Genomic DNA, 18,560 nt, shown 5'->3' on the forward strand with positions numbered 1-18,560 from the left:
TGGCAAAAAAATTACGCAGAAATTACCAGACCAAAACAGAAAATAAAGCTAATCACTCTCATTATCATTCATCTTTTTTGACACCAGTGATTACTTTATTCATGAATAATAAACCTGTTCTTATGCGCGGGAAAAAGTTCCCTGCGCCCAGCAGCCTGGCGATGATGATCAGTGTCTGCTGTAACTTTGCGGTGCACGCTGCATCAGCGGCTGACACCACCACGCAGGTGACTCCGGCGAAAAAAGTTCCACAGGAAAACACCCTTACCGTCACCGCCACCCCGGTTAACCGCTTCAATCCGGGCGGCGACGCGCTGGTGCCGGCGTATCTTGACGGGCAGGTTGCCAACGGTGGACGCCTTGGCATCCTTGGCGAACAAAGTGCCATGAACGTGCCGTTCAGCATCGTGGGTTACACCAATAAAGCCATTCAGGATCAGCAGGCGCGCTCGGTGAGCGATGTGGTGCGCAACGATGCCTCGGTCGCGACCGGTTATGGTTACGGCAACACCCAGGAAATCTATAAAATTCGCGGCTTTGAGCTGGCCAGTGAAGATATCTCATTTGGTGGCCTGTATGGCGTATTGCCACGTCAGTTTATGCCGGTGGAACTGGCCGATCGCGTGGATATTCTGAAAGGCGCGAGCGCGTTCCTTAACGGTGTGCCGCCGGGCGGCACCGGCGTGGGTGGCACCATCAACCTGGAACCGAAACGGGCCGGGAGCGAGCCACTGACCCGCGTCTCCCTTGACTACACCTCGAAATCCCAGGTGGGCGGGGCGCTGGATATTGCCCGTCGCTTTGGCGACAACGATCAATGGGGCATTCGCGTCAACGCGGTGCATCGTGAAGGGGAAACGGCGGTGGATAATCAGAAACGCCGCCTGACGCTGGGCACCATCGGCCTCGATTATCATGGTGATCGCTTCCGAGCCTCACTGGATGCCGGTGCGGAAAAGCAGACGGTGCACGGTGCGCGTTCGGTGGTGTACACCAGCGGTATGACCAGCATTCCCAAAGCGCCGTCGGCCACCACCAACTACGGCCAGAAATGGGCCTTTACCGACACCAGCAGCCAGTTTGCCATGCTAAAAAGCGAATATGATCTCAGCGACAACTGGACGCTGTACGGCGGTATTGGCGGCAACCACACCCATGAATACGGTTCTTACTCCTCACCGACCGTTAATGACAGCAACGGTGATGCCACTATGGGGCAGATGCGCGTGCCGTATTTCTCCGACGGCCTGTCAAGCCAGGCCGGGATTCGCGGCAAGTTTGACACCGGGTTTGTAAACCACAGCATCAACTTTGGTTACTCCAGCACCTGGAGCCGCATCCGCAGCTCGTATGCGATGTCTTCCGCCAGCATCAGCACCAATATCTACGATCCAACCTATGTTGATGAACCAACCGATGTGGCTTATACCGGCGGCCATATGGACGACCCGCGAGTCACCAGCCGCACCTTCAACAGCGGTGTGTCGCTGGCCGATACCATGTCGATACTGGATGATCGCGTGCAGCTGATCACCGCGCTGCGCCGTCAGTCGGTCAACGTTACTAACTACGATTACGATGGCGTGCAGTCGGCCAATTTTAGCCAGATGAAAGTCACTCCAGCATTTGGTCTGGTGTTGAAACCGTGGAAAAACATCTCCTTCTACGCCAACCATATTGAAGCGTTGCAGGCCGGTGAAACCGCCAGCAGCAGCTACGGCAGCGGTACGGTGGTGAACGGTGGTCAGGTCACCGGTATCGAAACCTCCAAACAAAACGAAGTAGGGGTGAAAGCCGATTATGGCCGTATCGCCGGTTCAATCGCCGTGTTCGAGATCCGCAAACCGGTAGCGACCTATCGCTATCTCGGCAACAGCAGCGGCACCGATCAATATGAATACGGTAACTACGGCGAAGAACGTAACCGTGGTCTGGAACTGAGCCTGTTTGGAGAGCCGGTGTACGGCGTGCGCCTGAACGGTAGCGCCACCTGGATGGACCCGGAACTGACCAAAACTCAGGACGGTACCTATGATGGCAAAGACGCGATTGGCGTACCGCGTTATCAGTTGGTGCTGGGCGGGGAATGGGATATTCCGGGCTTGCAGGGCGTGACCGCGACCGGGCGCGTGATCCGCACCGGTTCGCAATATGCTGACGAAGCGAACACCCTGAAAGTGGATGGCTGGACACGTCTGGATCTTGGCGTGCGTTACGATATGCAACTGCCGAAAAACAACATCGTCTGGCGCGCTACGGTGGAGAACGTCACCAACGAAAACTACTGGGCATCTGCCAGCGATGGCTACCTGACGCAGGGCGACCCGCGTACCCTGAAACTGTCGATGACCGTGGATTTTTAACCGATAAAGGTTCCGGCGCGATAAATCGTGCCGGAACGCATTATTTCAGTCGATCCGCAGAACCACATACCAGGATCTTATCGCGCACCACAGCCTTCATCGCGTCCATACCGACCCGCAGGTAATAACGGGGATCGTTACCTTGCGGATTCTCGCCGAACCAGTTTTTTACCGCCCCGGCAAAGGCAATTTTCAGCTCGGTTGCCACATTGACTTTGCACACCCCCAGGCCGATGGCGCGGCGCACATAATCATCCGGCACATCGCTGGCACCGTGTAACACCAGTGGGATAGTGACGCGCTGATGGATCTTTTCCAGCCGTTCAAAGTCAATCTTCGGCGTATGAGTATAGAGGCCATGCGCGGTACCAATCGCCACCGCCAGGCTATCAACGCCGGTTTGATTGACAAATTCCAGCGCTTCGTCGGGATCGGTCAAAAACGCGCTTTCGTCACTGACCGCCATATCATCTTCCACACCACCCAGACGGCCCAACTCGGCCTCAACGCTGCAATCATGACGATGGCAGAAGTTGACCACTTCGCGCGTCAGTTTAACGTTATCGGCAAAGGGGACATGACTGCCGTCAATCATCGCGCTACGCACGCCAGCGTGGACTTTGTTGCTGATATCCGCCAGCGTTTCATGGTGGTCAAGATGCAACGCCAGTGGCAGGCCATAACTGCGCGAGTAAGCCTGGCACAGGGCAAAAATCTCCTGGAAGGCGATATGTTTAAAGGTTCCCGGCGTGCCCGCCAGAATCACCGGCGATTGCATCTCTTGGCAGACATCAAGGATCGCCTGAATGGTTTCTGCGTTGTGGATATTGAACGCGGGCACGGCATAGCCATTGGCCTGAGCATTCAGCAGCAGATATTTGGTGGAGATAATGCCCATCAGCGTACCTCCGGCCAGCTATGGATCACCACGCCTTGCACCACGCGATTCACCGTCCCACTGGCAGAAGGGGTGTCCGGGGTGATACCCGCTTTCAGCGATGCGGTCAGGGCAAAGATCTGTGCGTAAACCAGGAAGCAGAAGGCCAGCTCGATATCGTTAAAGGTGCGCGAGGCAGGCAGGTAGAGATGTGGACCGGCTTCCATGACCGTTGCTGGCGTATCGCTAATCGCAACCACGCGCAGCGCAATGTTTTCCCGATGCAGCTCAGCCAGCAGATCAAGATCGTATTGGCGGGTATAGGGATGGCTGGAGACAAACACCACCACCAGGGTTTCATCATCAACCAATGATTTAGGACCATGACGGAAGCCCACCGGCGATTCGTAGAAGGCCGCCAGTTGCCCGGCAGTGAGCTCCAGCACTTTGAGGGCAGACTCGCGCGCTGCTCCCTGCAAGCCGCCGCTACCGAGATACACCACGCGCCGCCAGTTGAGATCGCCAAACGCCGACTGGCTGAAATCGCCGTGGCTGGCAATGATCGCCTCACAGCATGCCGCTACGCTGGCAAAGCTGTGGCTGTTGAACAGTTGAGGGGCAAAAATCGCCAGACAACTCAGCATCATGGTGCTGATGCTGCTGGTCATGGCAAAACCACGATCGTGAGTCTCTGCGGGCATCAGGCGCACCCGCGCGTTGTCATGCTCGCAGGCGTAATGATACAGATCGCCGGTCGCGTTGCAGGTGATAATCAGGTGACGGCAATTCGCCACAAACTGATTTGCCAGTTGCACCGCAGCCACGCTTTCCGGACTGTTGCCGGAACGGGCAAATGAAACCAGCAGCAAGGGTTGCTCAGCGTGAAAGTAATCCATCGGGTTGGTGACGAGGTCGGTGGTGGGGATGGCCACCACGTTGGCTTGTAACTGACGTGCCAGGCAAGGCGCGATAATGTCGCCGATAAAGGCGGAGGAACCCGCGCCGGTCAGAATAATTTTCCCGCCAGGTTGCGCATAGAAGGTGTTCAGCCAGTCATCCAGTTCTGCACGCTGGTTGTCGAGATGGTGCAGGGCGGTCATCCAACTGGTCGGTTGCTGGCGAATCTCTTCTTCGGTCCAGGTTTGAGTGCCCGACGTGTTGGCCGCAAGGGTTTCATTCATAACACTATCCTTAAGATTAAGCCGTGACAGAAAGGCAATCAGATGGTTTCACTACCTTTCTTTTTGCGGTGTTTTTGTTATTTCAATTAATAATGCAATCTACAAGAAAGAAAGTGAAAGCACAACATGAAAAAGGAAGAAAACGAAAGGTGATAATAATTAGGATGTGCCGAAACCGCGTGATAAATCACGCCGCTACGGATCATGCGGAAGTAGCGGCGCGATTTATCACGCAACGCCGTGAGATGCAGCCAACAATTGTAGCCGCGCGATTTATCGCGCAACGCCGTGAGATGCAGCCAACAATTGTAGCGGCGCGATTTATCGCGCAACGCCGTGAGATGCAGCCAACAATCGTAGCGGCGCGATTTATCGCGCAACGCCGTGAGATGCAGCCAACAACCGTAGCAGCGCGATTTATCGCGCAACGCCGTGAGATGCAGCCAACAACCGTAGCGGCGCGATTTATCGCGCAATACCGTGAGATGCAGCCAACAATCGTAGCGGCGCGATTTATTGCGCAACGTCGTGAGATGCAGCCAACAATTGTAGCCGCGCGATTTATCGCGCAACGTCGTGAGATGCAGCCAACAACCGTAGCGGCGCGATTTATCGCGCAACGCCGTGAGATGCAGCCAACAATCGTAGCGGCGCGATTTATCGCGCAACGCCCAATGGAGAGAAAATAATTAACAGGCAGGCAAAGGAGAAATAATAAATTATTATATTTAACCTGGCGATAACAATATCACCATAATAATTTCGTATTGATTAACGGGTAATGAACAATAACCAACTCATAATAGTGACTGCCGACGTCAGAATATAGCCGATGCCTTCACCCGTCATATATCGGCGCATGGTCATATGCATATGACCCACCTGAATTTTTTCACGCTTCTCTTCGTGCGTGGCGTTGACGATGGTACGGAACGCGGCAATACCATTGGTCAGCAACAGTGAACAAAAAGCAGCAACGGCGAGGGTTAGCATGTTATGCATGGTCATGGATTTCATTAATTCTGTCAGTCAAAGCGGAAGGCTATTTTATTTCAAGTGCCCGTAGATTGCAGGTAAAAATTAACTATCAATATCATCGTCCCAAACTTCAATAAATATTTTCGCGATAAATCGCGCCGCTACAAAGTGTTATGTCGCGGCGTGATTTATCCCGCCTTGCCGTATTCAGTCAGGCAACCGCAACGCCTTTTACCCAGAGCTGCTGTGGAATCAATTGATTATCCAGCGCCAGAATATTGGCCTGTTTTCCAGGCGCGAGGGTGCCCAACTGGTGAGACAGGCCCAGCAGACGTGCCGGATACAGGCTTGCCATGTGAATCGCCTGTTCGCTACTGACGCCGCCATAGCTCACCATATTGCGCACCGCCGCATCCAGCGCCAGTGTACTCCCCGCCAGACCGCCCGCTGCGCTGCGCACCACGCCTGCACGCATCTCCACGTTGTGGCCGCAGATGGCGTATAACCCATCGGGCATGCCCGCGGCGCGCATGGCATCGGTTATCAGGATGATGCGGTGCGCGGCGCACTGGCAGGTGACACGCATTACCGCCGGATGGACATGATGACCATCCGCAATCAACTCCAGCCAGGCGCGGGAATCACTCAACCCGGCTCCGACCATACCAGGTTCGCGATGGTGTAAACCACTCATACCGTTGAAGCAGTGCACCAGCCCATCGGCACCGGCATCCAGCGCCGACTGCGTCTGAGCGTAACTGGCGGCACTGTGGCCCAGCATCACGCGAATACCCCGCGCTTTCAGGTGGCGAATCGCCGTCAGTGCATCAGGTTTTTCCGGTGCCAGCGCCACCATACGCAGCGTGCCTTGCGCGGCCTCGATCAACTGATCAATTTCGGCCACCGCCAGCTCGCGAAACCACTCAGGCAGATGCGCGCCACGGTTTTCGGGCGTAAACCACGGCCCCTCGAGGTAGCTGCCAAGTAACTGTGCACCCCGGGGATCATGCCGGTAAACGGCAATCCGTCGTAACGCCGCGTCAATTTCCGCCAGCGGGGCGGTGACCGTCGTCGCCAGCCATGCCCCCACACCTTCACACGCTTTGTGTCGTGCCAGGGTGGTGAGCACCGCCGGATCGTCATCCATCACATCGACGCCCGCGCCGCCGTGAACGTGGGTATCGATATACGCCGGACTTAACAGCTCGACATCGCGTCGGCTATCGCCCACGGCAATCGGCTGAATGACGGTGATGATGCCATCAACGATATGGAGTTGCTGATCGTCGCGCCAGCCACCTTCACACAGCAACCGCCGCGCGCGAATGATCTGTTCCATCAGTGGATCTCCTTATGCTGGCTGACAGGCCTGGTGATACTGCTGCAACACATCCTGGATATGGTCGATCAGCAGGGCATGGGGCGATGCCGCCAACTGGCCCTGGCGCACCTTGCCATACTGTAACGGCAGATATTGGCTGATCAGCGGTAACGGTAGCGCGGTATCGGCCAGATTGCGGATCAGCACCTTAAACGCCTCGGCAATCTGCGCATCTGGCCAGTAATAACGCACGCGGTCTGAATAGCTGAAGCCACGAGCCAGACGGCGGGTGGCACTGTCGCCGTGATAATGGCTATGCCAGTAGTCCGGTTTGTCGAGCATCACGCCATCCAGAACAGTGCGCAGGTGAGAGCAGGCTTTAGCGCTCAGTAGTTCTTCTTCAATACCCGCCAGGGCAAACAGCGCTTCCCGCAGGGCAAACGTCAGTGCAGGCCCGACTTTAAGGATGGCGAAATGGTCGATCACCAACTGCCGCAAGGCTTGCGGGGTTTGATAATCGGTGGAGTGGGCTTCAAACAACGGGCGTCCGGCGCTTTCCGCCCACTGGCACAACTGTTGGGCTTTTTGTGGCTGATAATCAATGATATGGGTATGGTCAAACTCGACGCCAGGCTGTACCACCAGGCCGATGATACGCGGCCAGAGTGCTGACAACCCGTGCTGCTCAAATGCCTGATGGTGCGCCATCAGCGTCGCCTGTGCCGCTTCCGGGGTGGTGACGGCTAATTCGGTCAATGTTTCGTGCGCGCCGCCGGGTACCGGGACTTCAGTGCCAATTACATACACCAGGTCGCGGCAACCAAAGTGCTGCTGGCAGGTGGCTTCGGCAATCGCCGCCAGGCGGGCGGCGCGCTGTGCCACGATTGCATCGGTCAGCGGCACCGGATCATCAGCGCAGGACATGCTGCAATCCAGGTGGATCTTCTTGAACCCCGCCTGCACATAATGCGCAATCAACACCTCCGCGTGCTGCATCGCAACCTCGGCAGGCTGTTTTTGCCAGCGATTCGGGCCGAGATGATCCCCACCCAGAATCAGCTGCTCACGCGGGAACTGGCAGCTATCCGCCAGTTGCCAGAGAAAATCTCGAAAGTCAGCGGGGGTCATCCCGGTGTAACCGCCGGTCTGATCGACCTGATTGGAGGTGGCTTCAACCAGAAGCGGTTGCTGATGGTCACGGGCAAAGCACAGCGCCGCTTCCAGTACTAACGGATGGGCGGAACAGACGGAGAAGATTCCGTTCTGCTCACCCTGGCGATGACGTTCGATGATTTCAGTTAATAGTTTCACTTTAGGCTCCACAGGGTCAGATGCCACCCATTCACCTTTCATAATCTTTCGTTATGTGCCGGGTAGCGACTTATGAAAACAAAATGAAAGCTATCAGAGGTCGTAACAGAAAGGCAAGGAAAAGATAACGCAAGGTGTGTAGGTTGTTGTGGCTTACTGTTGCGCTGACAGAGGTTGCATTTCACCGAAAGAAAGGTGTTAATAGCGCAATCGAAATAAAACGAAAGACTGGATTAACTAATGGCACAATCCATAGCGGCGCGATAAATCGCGCCGCTACCAGTCTTAAAAGACCAAACTGGCAGGTAAACTCAATGCAGCATTCCGATAACCCAATGGAAAAAAGCGTGGCGGCCACCAGCGAGCGTCGCGAGCAGATCATTCAGAAATTACGCCAGCATGGCAGTGTGCAGGTGAATGACCTCGCCACCCTATACGGTGTTTCGACCGTGACCATCCGTAACGATCTGGCGTTTCTGGAGAAGCAGGGCATCGCGGTGCGGGTGTATGGCGGTGCGCTGATCTGCGATAACGGCACGGCGGCGGAACCTTCGGTCAAAGATAAAAGTGCGCTTAATGTGTCGGCGAAACGCAGCATCGCCAGCGTTGCCGCTGAGCTGATTAAACCGGGCCACCGGGTGATCCTCGATTCCGGCACCACCACCTTCGAGATTGCGCGTCATATGCGTCAGCATCAGGATGTGATCGCCATGACCAATGGTATGAACGTCGCCAATGCGCTGGTTGAAGCGGAAGGGGTCGAGGTGCTGATGACCGGCGGCCATTTGCGTCGCCAGTCGCTGTCCTTCTATGGCGACCAGGCCGATCAATCGTTGCAGAATTACCATTTTGATCTGCTGTTCCTTGGCGTGGATGCCATCGACCTGGAGCGCGGCATCAGTACCCACAATGAAGACGAAGCGCGTCTGAACCGCCGCATGTGTGAAGTGGCAGAACGCATCATCGTGGTGACGGATTCCAGCAAATTTAACCGCTCCAGCCTGCACAAAATCATTGATACCCAACGCATCCACATGATCATCACTGACGACAGCATTCCGCAAAACAGCCTCGAAGGGCTGCGCAAAGCGGGGATTGATGTAGTGCTGGTCAGCCAGTAAATGGCGCGGGCATGGATCTGCCCGCGTCACGACTCAGGCTGGCTGCGGTGCAGTCAGCAAACGATCGAGTTTTTCCCACACCGGTGCCAGGTCCACCAACTTACGCTGTTCGCGTGCTTCATCCATCGCCAGTGCCAGAATCCCCGCTTCGATCGCATCCTGCGGCGACACCGGCAGCGGGCCGCCCCGCAGCACATGATCCATCACTTCCTGCGCCATCTGTTCATCGGCCCCATAATGTTGCGACAATGCGGTGCGGGTGGCATAGGTGTTGTCGACGGTTTTCTTGCCGCTCATCACATCGTGCACCCACAGGAAGCCGCGAATAAAATCGCCCTCAGCCTGACCGCGTGAACCCATGATACAGAAGCGGCGGAACTGGTCCGGCGCGTTGAGATTGGTGTGGAAATTCAGCGCGACGCCGTTGGCGTATTCCACAATCGCAACCTGGTGGTCGACAATGTCACCATCGCTGTCGAACACCTTGTCATCACCCAGCCAACCCGAGGGTTTTTGATGAAACAGCGCCATATCGTCCACCCCTTGCTGACGCGGATCGTTTTCCGGCACAAAGTTGCGGCGACCACCGAAGCTGGCGACGCGCATCGGGCGCGAACCGATCAGGCTGTTGTACAGATCGAGGTCGTGGCAGCATTTCTCCAGCATAAAACTGCCGGAGTAGCGCGAGTAGCGTCGCCAGTCACGCATAAAAAACGCGCCGTGGTATGGATAGATATGTTCCGACGCTTCCACCGAGACGATATTGCCTAACGCCCCTGACTGACGGGCCTGCATCACATCGCGATACATGGGGGCATAGCGCAGCACCAGGCCGATCAACAACTGCTCCTGACCATACCGGGCCAGCAGCTCCGCCAGTTGGAAGCTTTGCTCCATGCTGGCGACCACCGGTTTTTCGCAGAACACCTTCACACCTGCCGCCAGCCCGATACGGATATGCTCAAGATGCAGATGGTTGGGGGAGCCAATCATCAGCAGGTCAAGCTGTTGCGCCGCCAGCAAGGCTTCGGGTGTGTCATAAGCAACACCGGCATCAATACCATGTTGTTGCAGCGTTGCCAGCCCGGCAGGAGCCGGGTCGACATAGCCGACGATGGTGAAGTCTGGCGACAGGCTGCTGAACACATGCCCGAGGTAGCCGAGACGAAATCCTAATCCAATAATGCCCACTTTCATGACGTTCTCCCGCGTTTTAGCGATCGGCGATAATGATGTCGACGCCCATTTTCTCCAGGGCGCGCACGTATTGTTCGGATATGGCGCTGTCAGTGACCAGCCGGTGAATGCGTTCCACTTCGCGGATCAGACAGAAACTGGTACGGCCAAACTTGCTGGAGTCGGCTACGGCGATGATTTCACGCGAGACATCGCACATCGCCCGGTTAATCTGCGCTTCGCCCAACTGTGGCGTGGTGATTCCGGCGGCGAGGTCAAAGCCATCGACACCGAGAAACAGTTTGTCGAAACGGTACTGACGGATATGTTGCTCGGCGGTGGGACCATCAATTGACCATGAGGCGCTGCGCACGTTACCACCCAGCACCATCAGATGGATGTTCTCGCGGCTGGCCAGTTCATAAGCGATGTTGATGGCATTGGTCATCACTACCAGCTCCTTTTTGCTCTCCAGATGCTTGGTCATCAGACTGGTGGTGGAGCCGGAATCGATAATCACCGCCTCTCCGTCGTTGATCAGGGCGGCGGCGGCTTTAGCGATAGCGAATTTGACGTCGCGATTGATTTTGCCTTTGTCTTCCAGCGGGCGATCAAAGACAAACTGGCGATTGAGCTGCGCGCCGCCATAGCCGCGAATGGCGCAGCCACTTTTCTCCAGCCAGCGCAAATCATTGCGGATGGTGACGGAACTGACGTTGTACAGGGCGCTGAGATCTTCCACCCGTACCACACCTTCGCGCCTCAACTGCTCAATAATCGATTCACGACGTTGCTCGGTATTGATCATAGGGACTCTCTTTCAGCATCGTTGAGGAGGGCAGCACCGCGTACGCCGCTGCTGTCACCAAAAACCGGGGCCAGAATCGCCGCCGGAGGACAGATGGCAAATAAATTTTCGCGCATCGCTTCCGGCAGCAACGGGTAGATTTCAGGAATATTCGACAAACCGCCGCCCAGCACAAAGGCGTCAATATCCAGCAGCATTTGTAACCCCGCCAACGCACTGGCAAGCACGGCGATAAAGCGATGGAATATCTGCTGTGCCAACGCATCGCTGTCACGATAGCTGTGCATCAGTTCCGGCAGGTTGCTGGCCGGATGACCAAAGTGCTGACTCAGCGCCAGCAGGCCGCGACCGGAGACATAGCGCTCGTAACAATCGGTCAGGCCGCAGTTGCAACTGAACGAGGGCAGTGCGTAACGTCGGAACAACTGCGCGGGCACCGGCAAATGCCCCCACTCACCGGCCAGGCCGTGTTTACCGCGGAACAACTGCTTATCCACCACCAGACCGCCACCGGCGCCGGTGCCAATAATCGCGCCAAACACCACCGAATAATCCTGCGTCTGCGGCGAATGCGCCTCTGACAGGGCAAAGCAGTGGCAGTCATTGGCGATTGCCACTGGGCGGTTGAGCAGCGTCTCGATATCGCGTTTCAGGTTGCGTCCGGTCAGACAGGGAACGTTGGCCGCCAGTTGCTGCCGGGTATGCGGGTCAGTGATACCCGGCAAACCGATCCCCACTTTCCCTTTTCCTCCAAATTGCTGATCCGCCTCCTGTGTGAGCTTCACCAGGCAATGCAGAAAGGCGGAGTAATCCTCACCAGGGGTCGGCACCCGTTGGCGAAACAGCGGTTGCATGCTGTCATCAAAGGCGGCGATTTCAATTTTGGTGCCGCCGATATCAAAGCCGTAGCGCATCGGTGTTATCTCGCCATCGGGCGGAGTACGCGCCCGTGATTGATATCAAACAAATGCGCGTGCTCCAGCGCCAGGTGCAGGCCGATACGCTCACCGGGTTGCAGCGACCAGCCGGGCGAGGAGGGGAAGCGCGCGACAAAGTGACGACCTGCGACATCGCAATGAACGATCTCCTCATTCCCCATATGTTCCAGCGTCTGCACCGTTGCGGGCAGCGCGGCGGGGGCATCTGCCGTGGTGATTGCCACATGTTCCGGGCGAATACCGAGGCAAATCTGTTCCTCGTTATAGTCGTTAAGACGCTCGGCGACGCTGGCTGGCAGCGGTAAATGTCCGGCATCGCCAAAGGAGAGCGTTAACGCATCCGCGTTACGCATAATAGTTACATCATGCAGGTTCATAGCCGGGCTGCCGATAAACGCGGCCACGAATTTGTTTGCTGGCTGATGATAGAGGGTCACCGGCTTATCAACCTGCTGAATCACCCCGCGATCCAGGACGCAGATACGGTCGCCCATCGTCATCGCTTCCACCTGATCGTGCGTGACGTAAATCATGGTAGAGGGAAGTCCTTCCGCTTTCAGTTGCTGATGCAGATTGATCAGTTGCAGGCGCATCGAGACGCGCAGTTTGGCATCGAGGTTGGAAAGCGGTTCATCAAATAAAAACACGCGGGGGCGGCGTACGATGGCGCGGCCCAGCGCGACACGTTGGCACTGGCCGCCAGATAACTGGCCCGGTTTACGCTCCAGCAGGTGACTGATCTCCAGATTTTCTGCCGCTTCACGCACCCGGCGATCGATCTCATCACGCGGCATTTTGCCTTGCAGGCTAAACGCCATATTTTTGTACACCGTCATATGGGGGTAGAGCGCGTAGTTCTGGAACACCATCGCCACTTCGCGGTCCTTGGGTAATACCTGATTTACGCACCGGTTCTGGATCACGATCTCGCCTTCGCTGACGCTTTCCAGTCCGGCAATCATGCGCAGCAGCGTCGATTTGGCGCAGCCTGATGGCCCGACAAACACCATAAATTCGCCTTCCTGAATCGACAGCTCAATACCGTGCAGCGCCTGGAAGCCGTTGGGATAAATTTTCTTCACATCATGTAATTGAATACCAGACATAGCTGCTTCCTCTGAGTGGTGAATTAGCCTTTCACACCGGCGCTGGCAATGCCCTGGATGAAATAGCGTTGGAAAAAGATGAATAAAATCAACATCGGTAATACCGCCATCAGTGCACCTGCCATCAACATCGGATAGGGCACACCGGCACGGCTGGCAAGGGACGCCAGGCCAACGGGTAACGTGAGTTTATTGACGCTGGTATTGACGATCAGTGGCCACATCAGGTTATTCCACGCCCACAGACCATTGATGATGGTGCAGGCAATCAAACCCGGACGAATCAACGGCAACAAAATGCGCCAGAAAATGGTGAAGTGGTTGTAGCCGTCAAGTAACGCTGCCTCTTCCAGCTCGCGCGGTACGCCAAGGAAGAACTGCCGCAGCAGAAAGGTGGCGTAGATACTGAAAATGCCAGGCAGGATCAGACCGCTCAGGGTGTTCACCAGGCCGAGCTTTTGCACAATCAGAAACTGTGGGATCAGAAAGGATTGTGCTGGCACCATCAGAATCGAGACGCACAACATAAACACCGTATCGCGCCCGCGAAAGGTCAGGCGCGAAAAGCCGTAGGCGGCCATAGCAGCAATCAACATTTGCAGCGTGACGGTAAAGAAGGTGTAGAGAAACGAGTTGATATAAAAGGTGGTGAACGGAATCTCGGTCAAAATGCGGTGATAAGCCTGCATCGAGGGATGTGCAGGCAGGATCGCCATAGGAATCTGAATGCTTTCCGGCTGCGTTTTCAGTGAGGTCAGCAGCATCCAGATAAAGGGTACCAGCGAAATCAGGCTGGCGAGCGTCATCAGGGCATAGACGGTCAGGCGGCGCAATTTTTCCTGATGTTGACGGCGGAACCACGCCAGTTCTTCGGATTGGGGTAACGTGCTCATGACTGGCTTCCTCAGGTCACTTTAATTTTTTTGCCAATAAACATCTGAACCAGGCTAATCACCAGGGTCACGACAAACAGCACCACGGCAATCGCTGAGGCATAGCCTTTTTCCTGTAAATAAAACGCGTATTTGTAGAACAGGAAGGTCACGGTCATGGCATCGCTTTCAATCATCGAGCGGTCGAACATGAGAAAGATGACGTCGAAGATTTGCAGCACTTCGATAAAACTCATAATCGAGACGAAAAACAGCGTGGGTAGCATCAGCGGCAGCGTAATAAAGAAGAAGCGGCGTAAGGTGCCAATGCCATCAATATCGGCGGCTTCATAGACCTGACGGGGAATATTCTGTAAACCGGCCAGCAGGATAATGATTTTTAGCGCCAGTGATGACCAGATGATAATAATCGACACGCTAAGATGAACCACTTTGGGGTCGGACAGCCAGTCAACTGAGGGCAGGCCAATAAATCCCAGCAGGTGATTCACCAGACCAAAATCACCGTTGAACAACCATTGCCACACCATCGCCACCGCCGCAGGCATGGTGATGGCGGGCAGAAACAGCAGGGTGCGGAACAGCGTCTTGCCGCGAATGGGTTGATTCAGGCCAATCGCCAGCAGCAGCGAGAGCGCCAGACTGACGGGCACGCACACCACCACATAGAACAGGGTATTGAAGGCAGCAGTATAAAAATCATCATCGCTGAACAGATCACGATAATTATCCAGACTGACTTCAGTCCAGTTCATAAACTGGTTGAGGTCGGTAAAGCTGTAAAATAGCGTCTGGAGAAAAGGGATGAAATAAAATACCAGCAGGCCGATAACCAGCGGAGCGATCATTATCCAGCCCCAGAAACGCTCGGCTCGTTCCAGACTACTGACATTTTTTACCGTTTTAACCGCAGGAAGATTTACGGTGACGGGAGAGATATTTTCCATCTTTATCGGCTCGGTAGCGGCGCGATTTAACGCGCAGGTTGTCGTAACGGCGCGATAAATCGCACCGTTACGGATTGCGTCTTACTTTTCCATCACCCGGCTAATTTTCTTCACCGATTTATCCATCTCTTCTTTGGCATCCGCACCCATAAAGATTTTCTTCAGGCTGCTGATCCACATGTTTTGCCACTTCGGTGTATTGGTGCCTGCCGTCGGGTAAGCGGTGGCGTGGTCCAGCGCAGTGAGATAGGCAGTAACATCGACCTGCTTAATATTGGCGGCCCAGGCAGGCATCGCCTGTTTGTTGGCGGGGATCACCGCGGCGGCCAGTTCCTCCTGTGAGGATTTCTGCGCCATAAAGGAGACATAACGCCAGGCGGCATCTTTATGCTTGCCGTTGGCATACAGGGCGAAGCCGAGGCTGTGCGCAACACCCGCTTCTTTATCGATGCGTGGCATTTCGATCACGCCGATATGATCATTAATCTGTGGGTTGCTGGCGAACGGGGCCGCCTGCCAGGAACCGGCGTACACCATTGCCGCGCGGTTGGAGGTAAACACCGAGTCGGTTTTCAGCTCGCTCATCTGGTTGGCAGTCGGCAGCAAGCCGCCTTTCATCATTTGCTGCAACTGTTGGTAAACCCAAATGGCGTTATCGCTGGCGATATCCGTCGGTTGGCCATTGGTCGGAACAATATGGACGCCTTTCTGATACAGCAGGTTCAGGTAGCTTTCCTGACCGTCATTGCTCAGGTCCATATACAGCGGGAAAGCATCGCCCTTCAGTTTGGCTTTCAGCGCGGTGGCGGTGGTTTTCAGATCATCCCAGGTCCAGCCTTTTTTCGGATAACTGACGCCAGCCTGATCAAACAGTTTTTTGTTGTACCAGACAGCGATGGCATCCACATCACGCGGAATCGCCAGTTGGTTGCCGTCAAACTGATAGGCCTTCACCGAACTGGCAACGATGTTGTTAAGATCGACTGATTTATCGTTCAGGTAGCCGTTCAGTGGGGCCAGGACGTGGTTCTGCGCATACTGAATAAAGTAGGGCATGTTGACCCAAAAGATGTCCGGTGCGACGCCCCCTGCGACGGCAGAGTCCAGTTTGACGAAATACTGAGATGCAGGCACCACTTCAATATCAATATTGATATCCGGGTTGGCCTTCTCAAATGATTGCGCAATTTTTTCTTCCGCAGGAAGTTGATTACGATCCCATATTGCATAACGTAAGGTTATTTTATCTGCGGCGTGGCTGAGTGCAGGAATTAAAAGTGCGACAGCTAATGCAATTCCGGAAATTACTGGTCTGGCGTGAGACTTATTGTTTTTAGCAGACAGCATGACACAACCCTCATCAATAAGAAGTATTTCTCTGGAAAGACCCGGTGTGGATAAATGATTTTGTAAACCATCCGTAATCTGGCTGTCAACAACGAAAAAGTGTAAGCACAACCCATGATTTTCCTTTCGATCTTTCGAAATCGAAAGGTTTTTTGCGGGTTTACAGCACTGTTTTCGTAACAGAAAGAACGAATCGAAAGGCCTGGCGAGGGCTAATGATCTAATTAGCAAGGCTTTTTTTTGACGCTGTTAAGAGGTTTTACCGGAGGTTGATAATTGTAATTAAAACCAGGCTGACGCCTTTATTTTCGCGCTGCTTTCGCTATTGGCAGGAAAATATTATGTTTTGCGAGCTGCGTCATCTTATTTTCTTATTACCTTTTTTTTCTATTTTTTCTTGTCTGTTTGCGTGTTATTAAATTGCAAAATTTCTGACACTGTAAGGGATGAACCATGACGTTACATCTGCGGCTGACTTCGTCGCTGGAAAAAATGTTTCACCAAAAAACAATTGCCGACGTAAAGCAACTGGCAACAACCAGCATTCTCGCCAATGAGACACTCTCATTTCAGGCGCAATATTTTCTACCTTCCACCGAGCGCAAAACGCGACGCACCTTGCATTGGTCGGTTGAAGGGGAGTTAGCACCGTGGTTGCAGGTGTATCAGGTCACGTCTGTGCCGGGACATTTACCCTGCTACAACACCGTGGATGACCATTATCTGACCACGGAGCCAGGTCTGTTTCCCGATCTGCTGATGCCGTTGACCGGCCCGACCATGCAAATCACCTGCAATTATCAGGGCGCGTTGTGGCTGTGCCTGACACCGCCGCCGGAAGGTTTACCGCCTGGCGAACATACAATAACGCTGCGCTTCTATGAAGAAGCCGAGAACAGCGTGATGAGTGAAGCGGCACTGGTGGTGACGGTGTTACCTGCCACTCTGCCTGCACAACAGCTTTACCATACCGAATGGATTCATACCGATTGCCTGGCGAATTATTATCAACTGACGGTGTTCAGCGAGGAGTACTGGCAGGCGGTGCGCAAATTTGTGCAAAGTGCCGTGGCGCATGGCGTCAATATGATGTTGACGCCGCTGTTTACGCCACCGCTCGATACCGCGCCAGGGACGGTACGTACTGAGGTGCAACTGATTGACGTCTTTGATGACGGGCAGGGTGGCTATCGCTTTGGCTTTGAACGGCTGGCTCGCTGGGTAGATTTATGCCGTACCGAGGGCATCCGCGATTTTGAGATCGCCCACTTTTTTACCCAATGGGGAGCGGCGCATGCGCCGCATATTGCGGTACAACTGCCGGATGGCAGCCGTGAGCCACGTTTTGGCTGGCATACCGATGCCTTTGGTGAGCAGTGGCGGCAATTCCTGAGCGCCTTCTTACCACAACTGACGGCGTGGTTTGATGAGCAGGGTCTGCGTGATCGGGTGTGGTTCCATATTTCCGATGAACCGACCGATCAACATCTGGAAAATTACCGTAAAGCCAGCGATCTGCTGCGGCCGTTAATTCCCGGCTACCGTACGCTGGATGCCTTGTCCGATTATGACTTTTATCGCCTTGGCCTGGTGGAAAAACCGGTCACCGCCTCTGACCATCTGGAGCCATTCCTGGAAAATCAGGTGCCAGGGCTGTGGACGTATTATTGCTGCGCCCAGTATCTCGATGTGGCTAACCGTTTTATGGCGCAACCGTCGCTGCGTAACCGTATCCTCGGGGTGCAGCTTTGGCTATACCGGATTGAAGGGTTTCTGCACTGGGGCTTTAACTTCTACAACAGCGAATTGTCGCGTGAGGCAATCGATCCTTTTGCCGTTACCGATGGTTTGCAGGCATTCCCGGCGGGTGATCCATTCCTTGTTTATCCCGGCAAAGACTTCACGCCGCTGCCTTCGATTCGCCTTAAGGTGCTGCTGGAAGCGATGCAGGACTTGCGCGCCCTGCAATGTCTGGAAGCGTTGCAAGGTCGTGCGGCCGTTGAGGCGTTGGTTGATGACGTGATGGGGATGCGTATTACCTTCAAAGCGTGGCCGGCCGATGCGCAGAAGTTATTGTATCTGCGTGCCGAGGTTAACCGCCGTATTGGCACATACATGGAATAATTCCCCATTGTAGCGGCGAGATTTATCGCGCGATCTTTTTCCGGCATCGCGCACAGAATCTGCGCGATA

Annotated in this window: 16 protein-coding genes; 4 read left to right on the plus strand and 12 right to left on the minus strand. The window is 54.7% G+C overall.

From position 1 onward, the window contains the following. Nucleotides 1–101 precede the first annotated feature (101 nt). A complete protein-coding gene (locus tag CTZ24_RS09865) occupies nt 102–2,363 on the plus strand; it encodes a TonB-dependent receptor (RefSeq protein ID WP_208725442.1) in 2,262 nt (753 codons plus the stop codon). A gap of 40 nt (nt 2,364–2,403) precedes the next feature. Here the strand turns inward: CTZ24_RS09865 and kbaY are convergent, their stop codons facing one another. Continuing rightward, complete coding sequence (gene kbaY, locus CTZ24_RS09870; protein ID WP_208725443.1) at nt 2,404–3,261, minus strand: tagatose-bisphosphate aldolase subunit KbaY; 858 nt, start codon at nt 3,259–3,261, stop codon at nt 2,404–2,406. Continuing rightward, nucleotides 3,261–4,421: an SIS domain-containing protein gene (locus CTZ24_RS09875; protein ID WP_208725444.1), complete on the minus strand. Its 1,161-nt coding sequence runs from the start codon at nt 4,419–4,421 to the stop codon at nt 3,261–3,263. The genes kbaY and CTZ24_RS09875 overlap by 1 nt, the downstream gene beginning before the upstream one ends. Nucleotides 4,422–4,585: 164 nt before the next feature. On the opposite strand from CTZ24_RS09875, the gene CTZ24_RS09880 reads away from it, so the two are divergent. Next, nucleotides 4,586–5,110: a hypothetical protein gene (locus CTZ24_RS09880; protein WP_209012099.1), complete on the plus strand. Its 525-nt coding sequence runs from the start codon at nt 4,586–4,588 to the stop codon at nt 5,108–5,110. An 82-nt stretch (nt 5,111–5,192) separates the two neighbouring features. On the opposite strand, the gene CTZ24_RS09885 is transcribed toward CTZ24_RS09880, so the two are convergent. The 3 genes from CTZ24_RS09885 to kbaZ form a co-directional block, all read right to left on the minus strand. Beyond that, complete coding sequence (locus CTZ24_RS09885; RefSeq protein ID WP_021183275.1) at nt 5,193–5,429, minus strand: hypothetical protein; 237 nt, start codon at nt 5,427–5,429, stop codon at nt 5,193–5,195. A 181-nt stretch (nt 5,430–5,610) separates the two neighbouring features. Beyond that, entirely contained in the window at nt 5,611–6,738 is a 1,128-nt protein-coding gene (nagA, locus tag CTZ24_RS09890) for an N-acetylglucosamine-6-phosphate deacetylase (protein WP_208725446.1), read from the minus strand. A gap of 12 nt (nt 6,739–6,750) precedes the next feature. Beyond that, the gene (kbaZ, locus tag CTZ24_RS09895) at nt 6,751–8,031 is read right to left on the minus strand and encodes a tagatose-bisphosphate aldolase subunit KbaZ (RefSeq protein WP_208725447.1); all 1,281 of its coding nucleotides are present in this window, start codon (nt 8,029–8,031) and stop codon (nt 6,751–6,753) included. A gap of 314 nt (nt 8,032–8,345) precedes the next feature. On the opposite strand from kbaZ, the gene CTZ24_RS09900 reads away from it, so the two are divergent. After that, nucleotides 8,346–9,152 carry a DeoR family transcriptional regulator gene (locus tag CTZ24_RS09900; RefSeq protein ID WP_208725448.1) on the plus strand — a complete coding sequence of 269 codons (807 nt, stop codon included), beginning with the start codon at nt 8,346–8,348 and terminating at the stop codon, nt 9,150–9,152. A 33-nt stretch (nt 9,153–9,185) separates the two neighbouring features. On the opposite strand, the gene CTZ24_RS09905 is transcribed toward CTZ24_RS09900, so the two are convergent. The 7 genes from CTZ24_RS09905 to CTZ24_RS09935 form a co-directional block, all read right to left on the minus strand. Beyond that, nucleotides 9,186–10,349, minus strand: coding sequence for a Gfo/Idh/MocA family protein (locus tag CTZ24_RS09905; protein ID WP_208725449.1), 1,164 nt, complete (start codon nt 10,347–10,349; stop codon nt 9,186–9,188). Nucleotides 10,350–10,365: 16 nt separating this feature from the next. Then, a complete protein-coding gene (agaR, locus tag CTZ24_RS09910; RefSeq protein ID WP_021183270.1) occupies nt 10,366–11,136 on the minus strand; it encodes a transcriptional repressor AgaR in 771 nt (256 codons plus the stop codon). After that, nucleotides 11,133–12,050 carry an ROK family protein gene (locus tag CTZ24_RS09915; RefSeq protein WP_208725450.1) on the minus strand — a complete coding sequence of 306 codons (918 nt, stop codon included), beginning with the start codon at nt 12,048–12,050 and terminating at the stop codon, nt 11,133–11,135. Before CTZ24_RS09915 ends, agaR begins: the two co-directional genes overlap by 4 nt. A 5-nt stretch (nt 12,051–12,055) precedes the next feature. After that, entirely contained in the window at nt 12,056–13,180 is a 1,125-nt protein-coding gene (locus tag CTZ24_RS09920) for an ABC transporter ATP-binding protein (RefSeq protein ID WP_208725451.1), read from the minus strand. 23 nt (nt 13,181–13,203) lie between these two features. Continuing rightward, nucleotides 13,204–13,986, minus strand: coding sequence for a carbohydrate ABC transporter permease (locus CTZ24_RS09925; protein ID WP_208725539.1), 783 nt, complete (start codon nt 13,984–13,986; stop codon nt 13,204–13,206). A 98-nt stretch (nt 13,987–14,084) separates the two neighbouring features. Next, entirely contained in the window at nt 14,085–15,020 is a 936-nt protein-coding gene (locus CTZ24_RS09930; RefSeq protein WP_208725452.1) for a carbohydrate ABC transporter permease, read from the minus strand. Between the two features lie 81 nt (nt 15,021–15,101). Further along, the gene (locus CTZ24_RS09935; RefSeq protein WP_051337939.1) at nt 15,102–16,367 is read right to left on the minus strand and encodes an ABC transporter substrate-binding protein; all 1,266 of its coding nucleotides are present in this window, start codon (nt 16,365–16,367) and stop codon (nt 15,102–15,104) included. A 453-nt stretch (nt 16,368–16,820) separates the two neighbouring features. Here CTZ24_RS09935 and CTZ24_RS09940 point away from each other — a divergent pair, with 453 nt between their 5' ends. After that, entirely contained in the window at nt 16,821–18,491 is a 1,671-nt protein-coding gene (locus CTZ24_RS09940) for a DUF4091 domain-containing protein (protein ID WP_208725453.1), read from the plus strand. The last annotated feature ends 69 nt before the right edge of the window (nt 18,492–18,560 follow it).

The sequence above is a fragment of the Pantoea phytobeneficialis genome (assembly GCF_009728735.1).
GTDB classification, from domain to species: domain Bacteria; phylum Pseudomonadota; class Gammaproteobacteria; order Enterobacterales; family Enterobacteriaceae; genus Pantoea; species Pantoea phytobeneficialis.

Excerpts from the sequence above, each read along its gene's own strand:
- CTZ24_RS09940 (WP_208725453.1), top strand. The coding sequence starts at position 16,821 with ATGACGTTACATCTGCGGCTGACTTCGTCGCTGGAAAAAATGTTTCAC.
- CTZ24_RS09880 (WP_209012099.1), top strand. The coding sequence starts at position 4,586 with ATGTGCCGAAACCGCGTGATAAATCACGCCGCTACGGATCATGCGGAA.
- CTZ24_RS09885 (WP_021183275.1), bottom strand. The coding sequence starts at position 5,429 with ATGACCATGCATAACATGCTAACCCTCGCCGTTGCTGCTTTTTGTTCA.
- CTZ24_RS09925 (WP_208725539.1), bottom strand. The coding sequence starts at position 13,986 with ATGACGCTCGCCAGCCTGATTTCGCTGGTACCCTTTATCTGGATGCTG.
- nagA (WP_208725446.1), bottom strand. The coding sequence starts at position 6,738 with ATGGAACAGATCATTCGCGCGCGGCGGTTGCTGTGTGAAGGTGGCTGG.
- CTZ24_RS09875 (WP_208725444.1), bottom strand. The coding sequence starts at position 4,421 with ATGAATGAAACCCTTGCGGCCAACACGTCGGGCACTCAAACCTGGACC.
- CTZ24_RS09915 (WP_208725450.1), bottom strand. The coding sequence starts at position 12,050 with ATGCGCTACGGCTTTGATATCGGCGGCACCAAAATTGAAATCGCCGCC.
- kbaY (WP_208725443.1), bottom strand. The coding sequence starts at position 3,261 with ATGGGCATTATCTCCACCAAATATCTGCTGCTGAATGCTCAGGCCAAT.
- CTZ24_RS09905 (WP_208725449.1), bottom strand. The coding sequence starts at position 10,349 with ATGAAAGTGGGCATTATTGGATTAGGATTTCGTCTCGGCTACCTCGGG.
- CTZ24_RS09920 (WP_208725451.1), bottom strand. The coding sequence starts at position 13,180 with ATGTCTGGTATTCAATTACATGATGTGAAGAAAATTTATCCCAACGGC.
- CTZ24_RS09930 (WP_208725452.1), bottom strand. The coding sequence starts at position 15,020 with ATGGAAAATATCTCTCCCGTCACCGTAAATCTTCCTGCGGTTAAAACG.
- CTZ24_RS09935 (WP_051337939.1), bottom strand. The coding sequence starts at position 16,367 with ATGCTGTCTGCTAAAAACAATAAGTCTCACGCCAGACCAGTAATTTCC.
- CTZ24_RS09900 (WP_208725448.1), top strand. The coding sequence starts at position 8,346 with ATGCAGCATTCCGATAACCCAATGGAAAAAAGCGTGGCGGCCACCAGC.
- agaR (WP_021183270.1), bottom strand. The coding sequence starts at position 11,136 with ATGATCAATACCGAGCAACGTCGTGAATCGATTATTGAGCAGTTGAGG.
- CTZ24_RS09865 (WP_208725442.1), top strand. The coding sequence starts at position 102 with ATGAATAATAAACCTGTTCTTATGCGCGGGAAAAAGTTCCCTGCGCCC.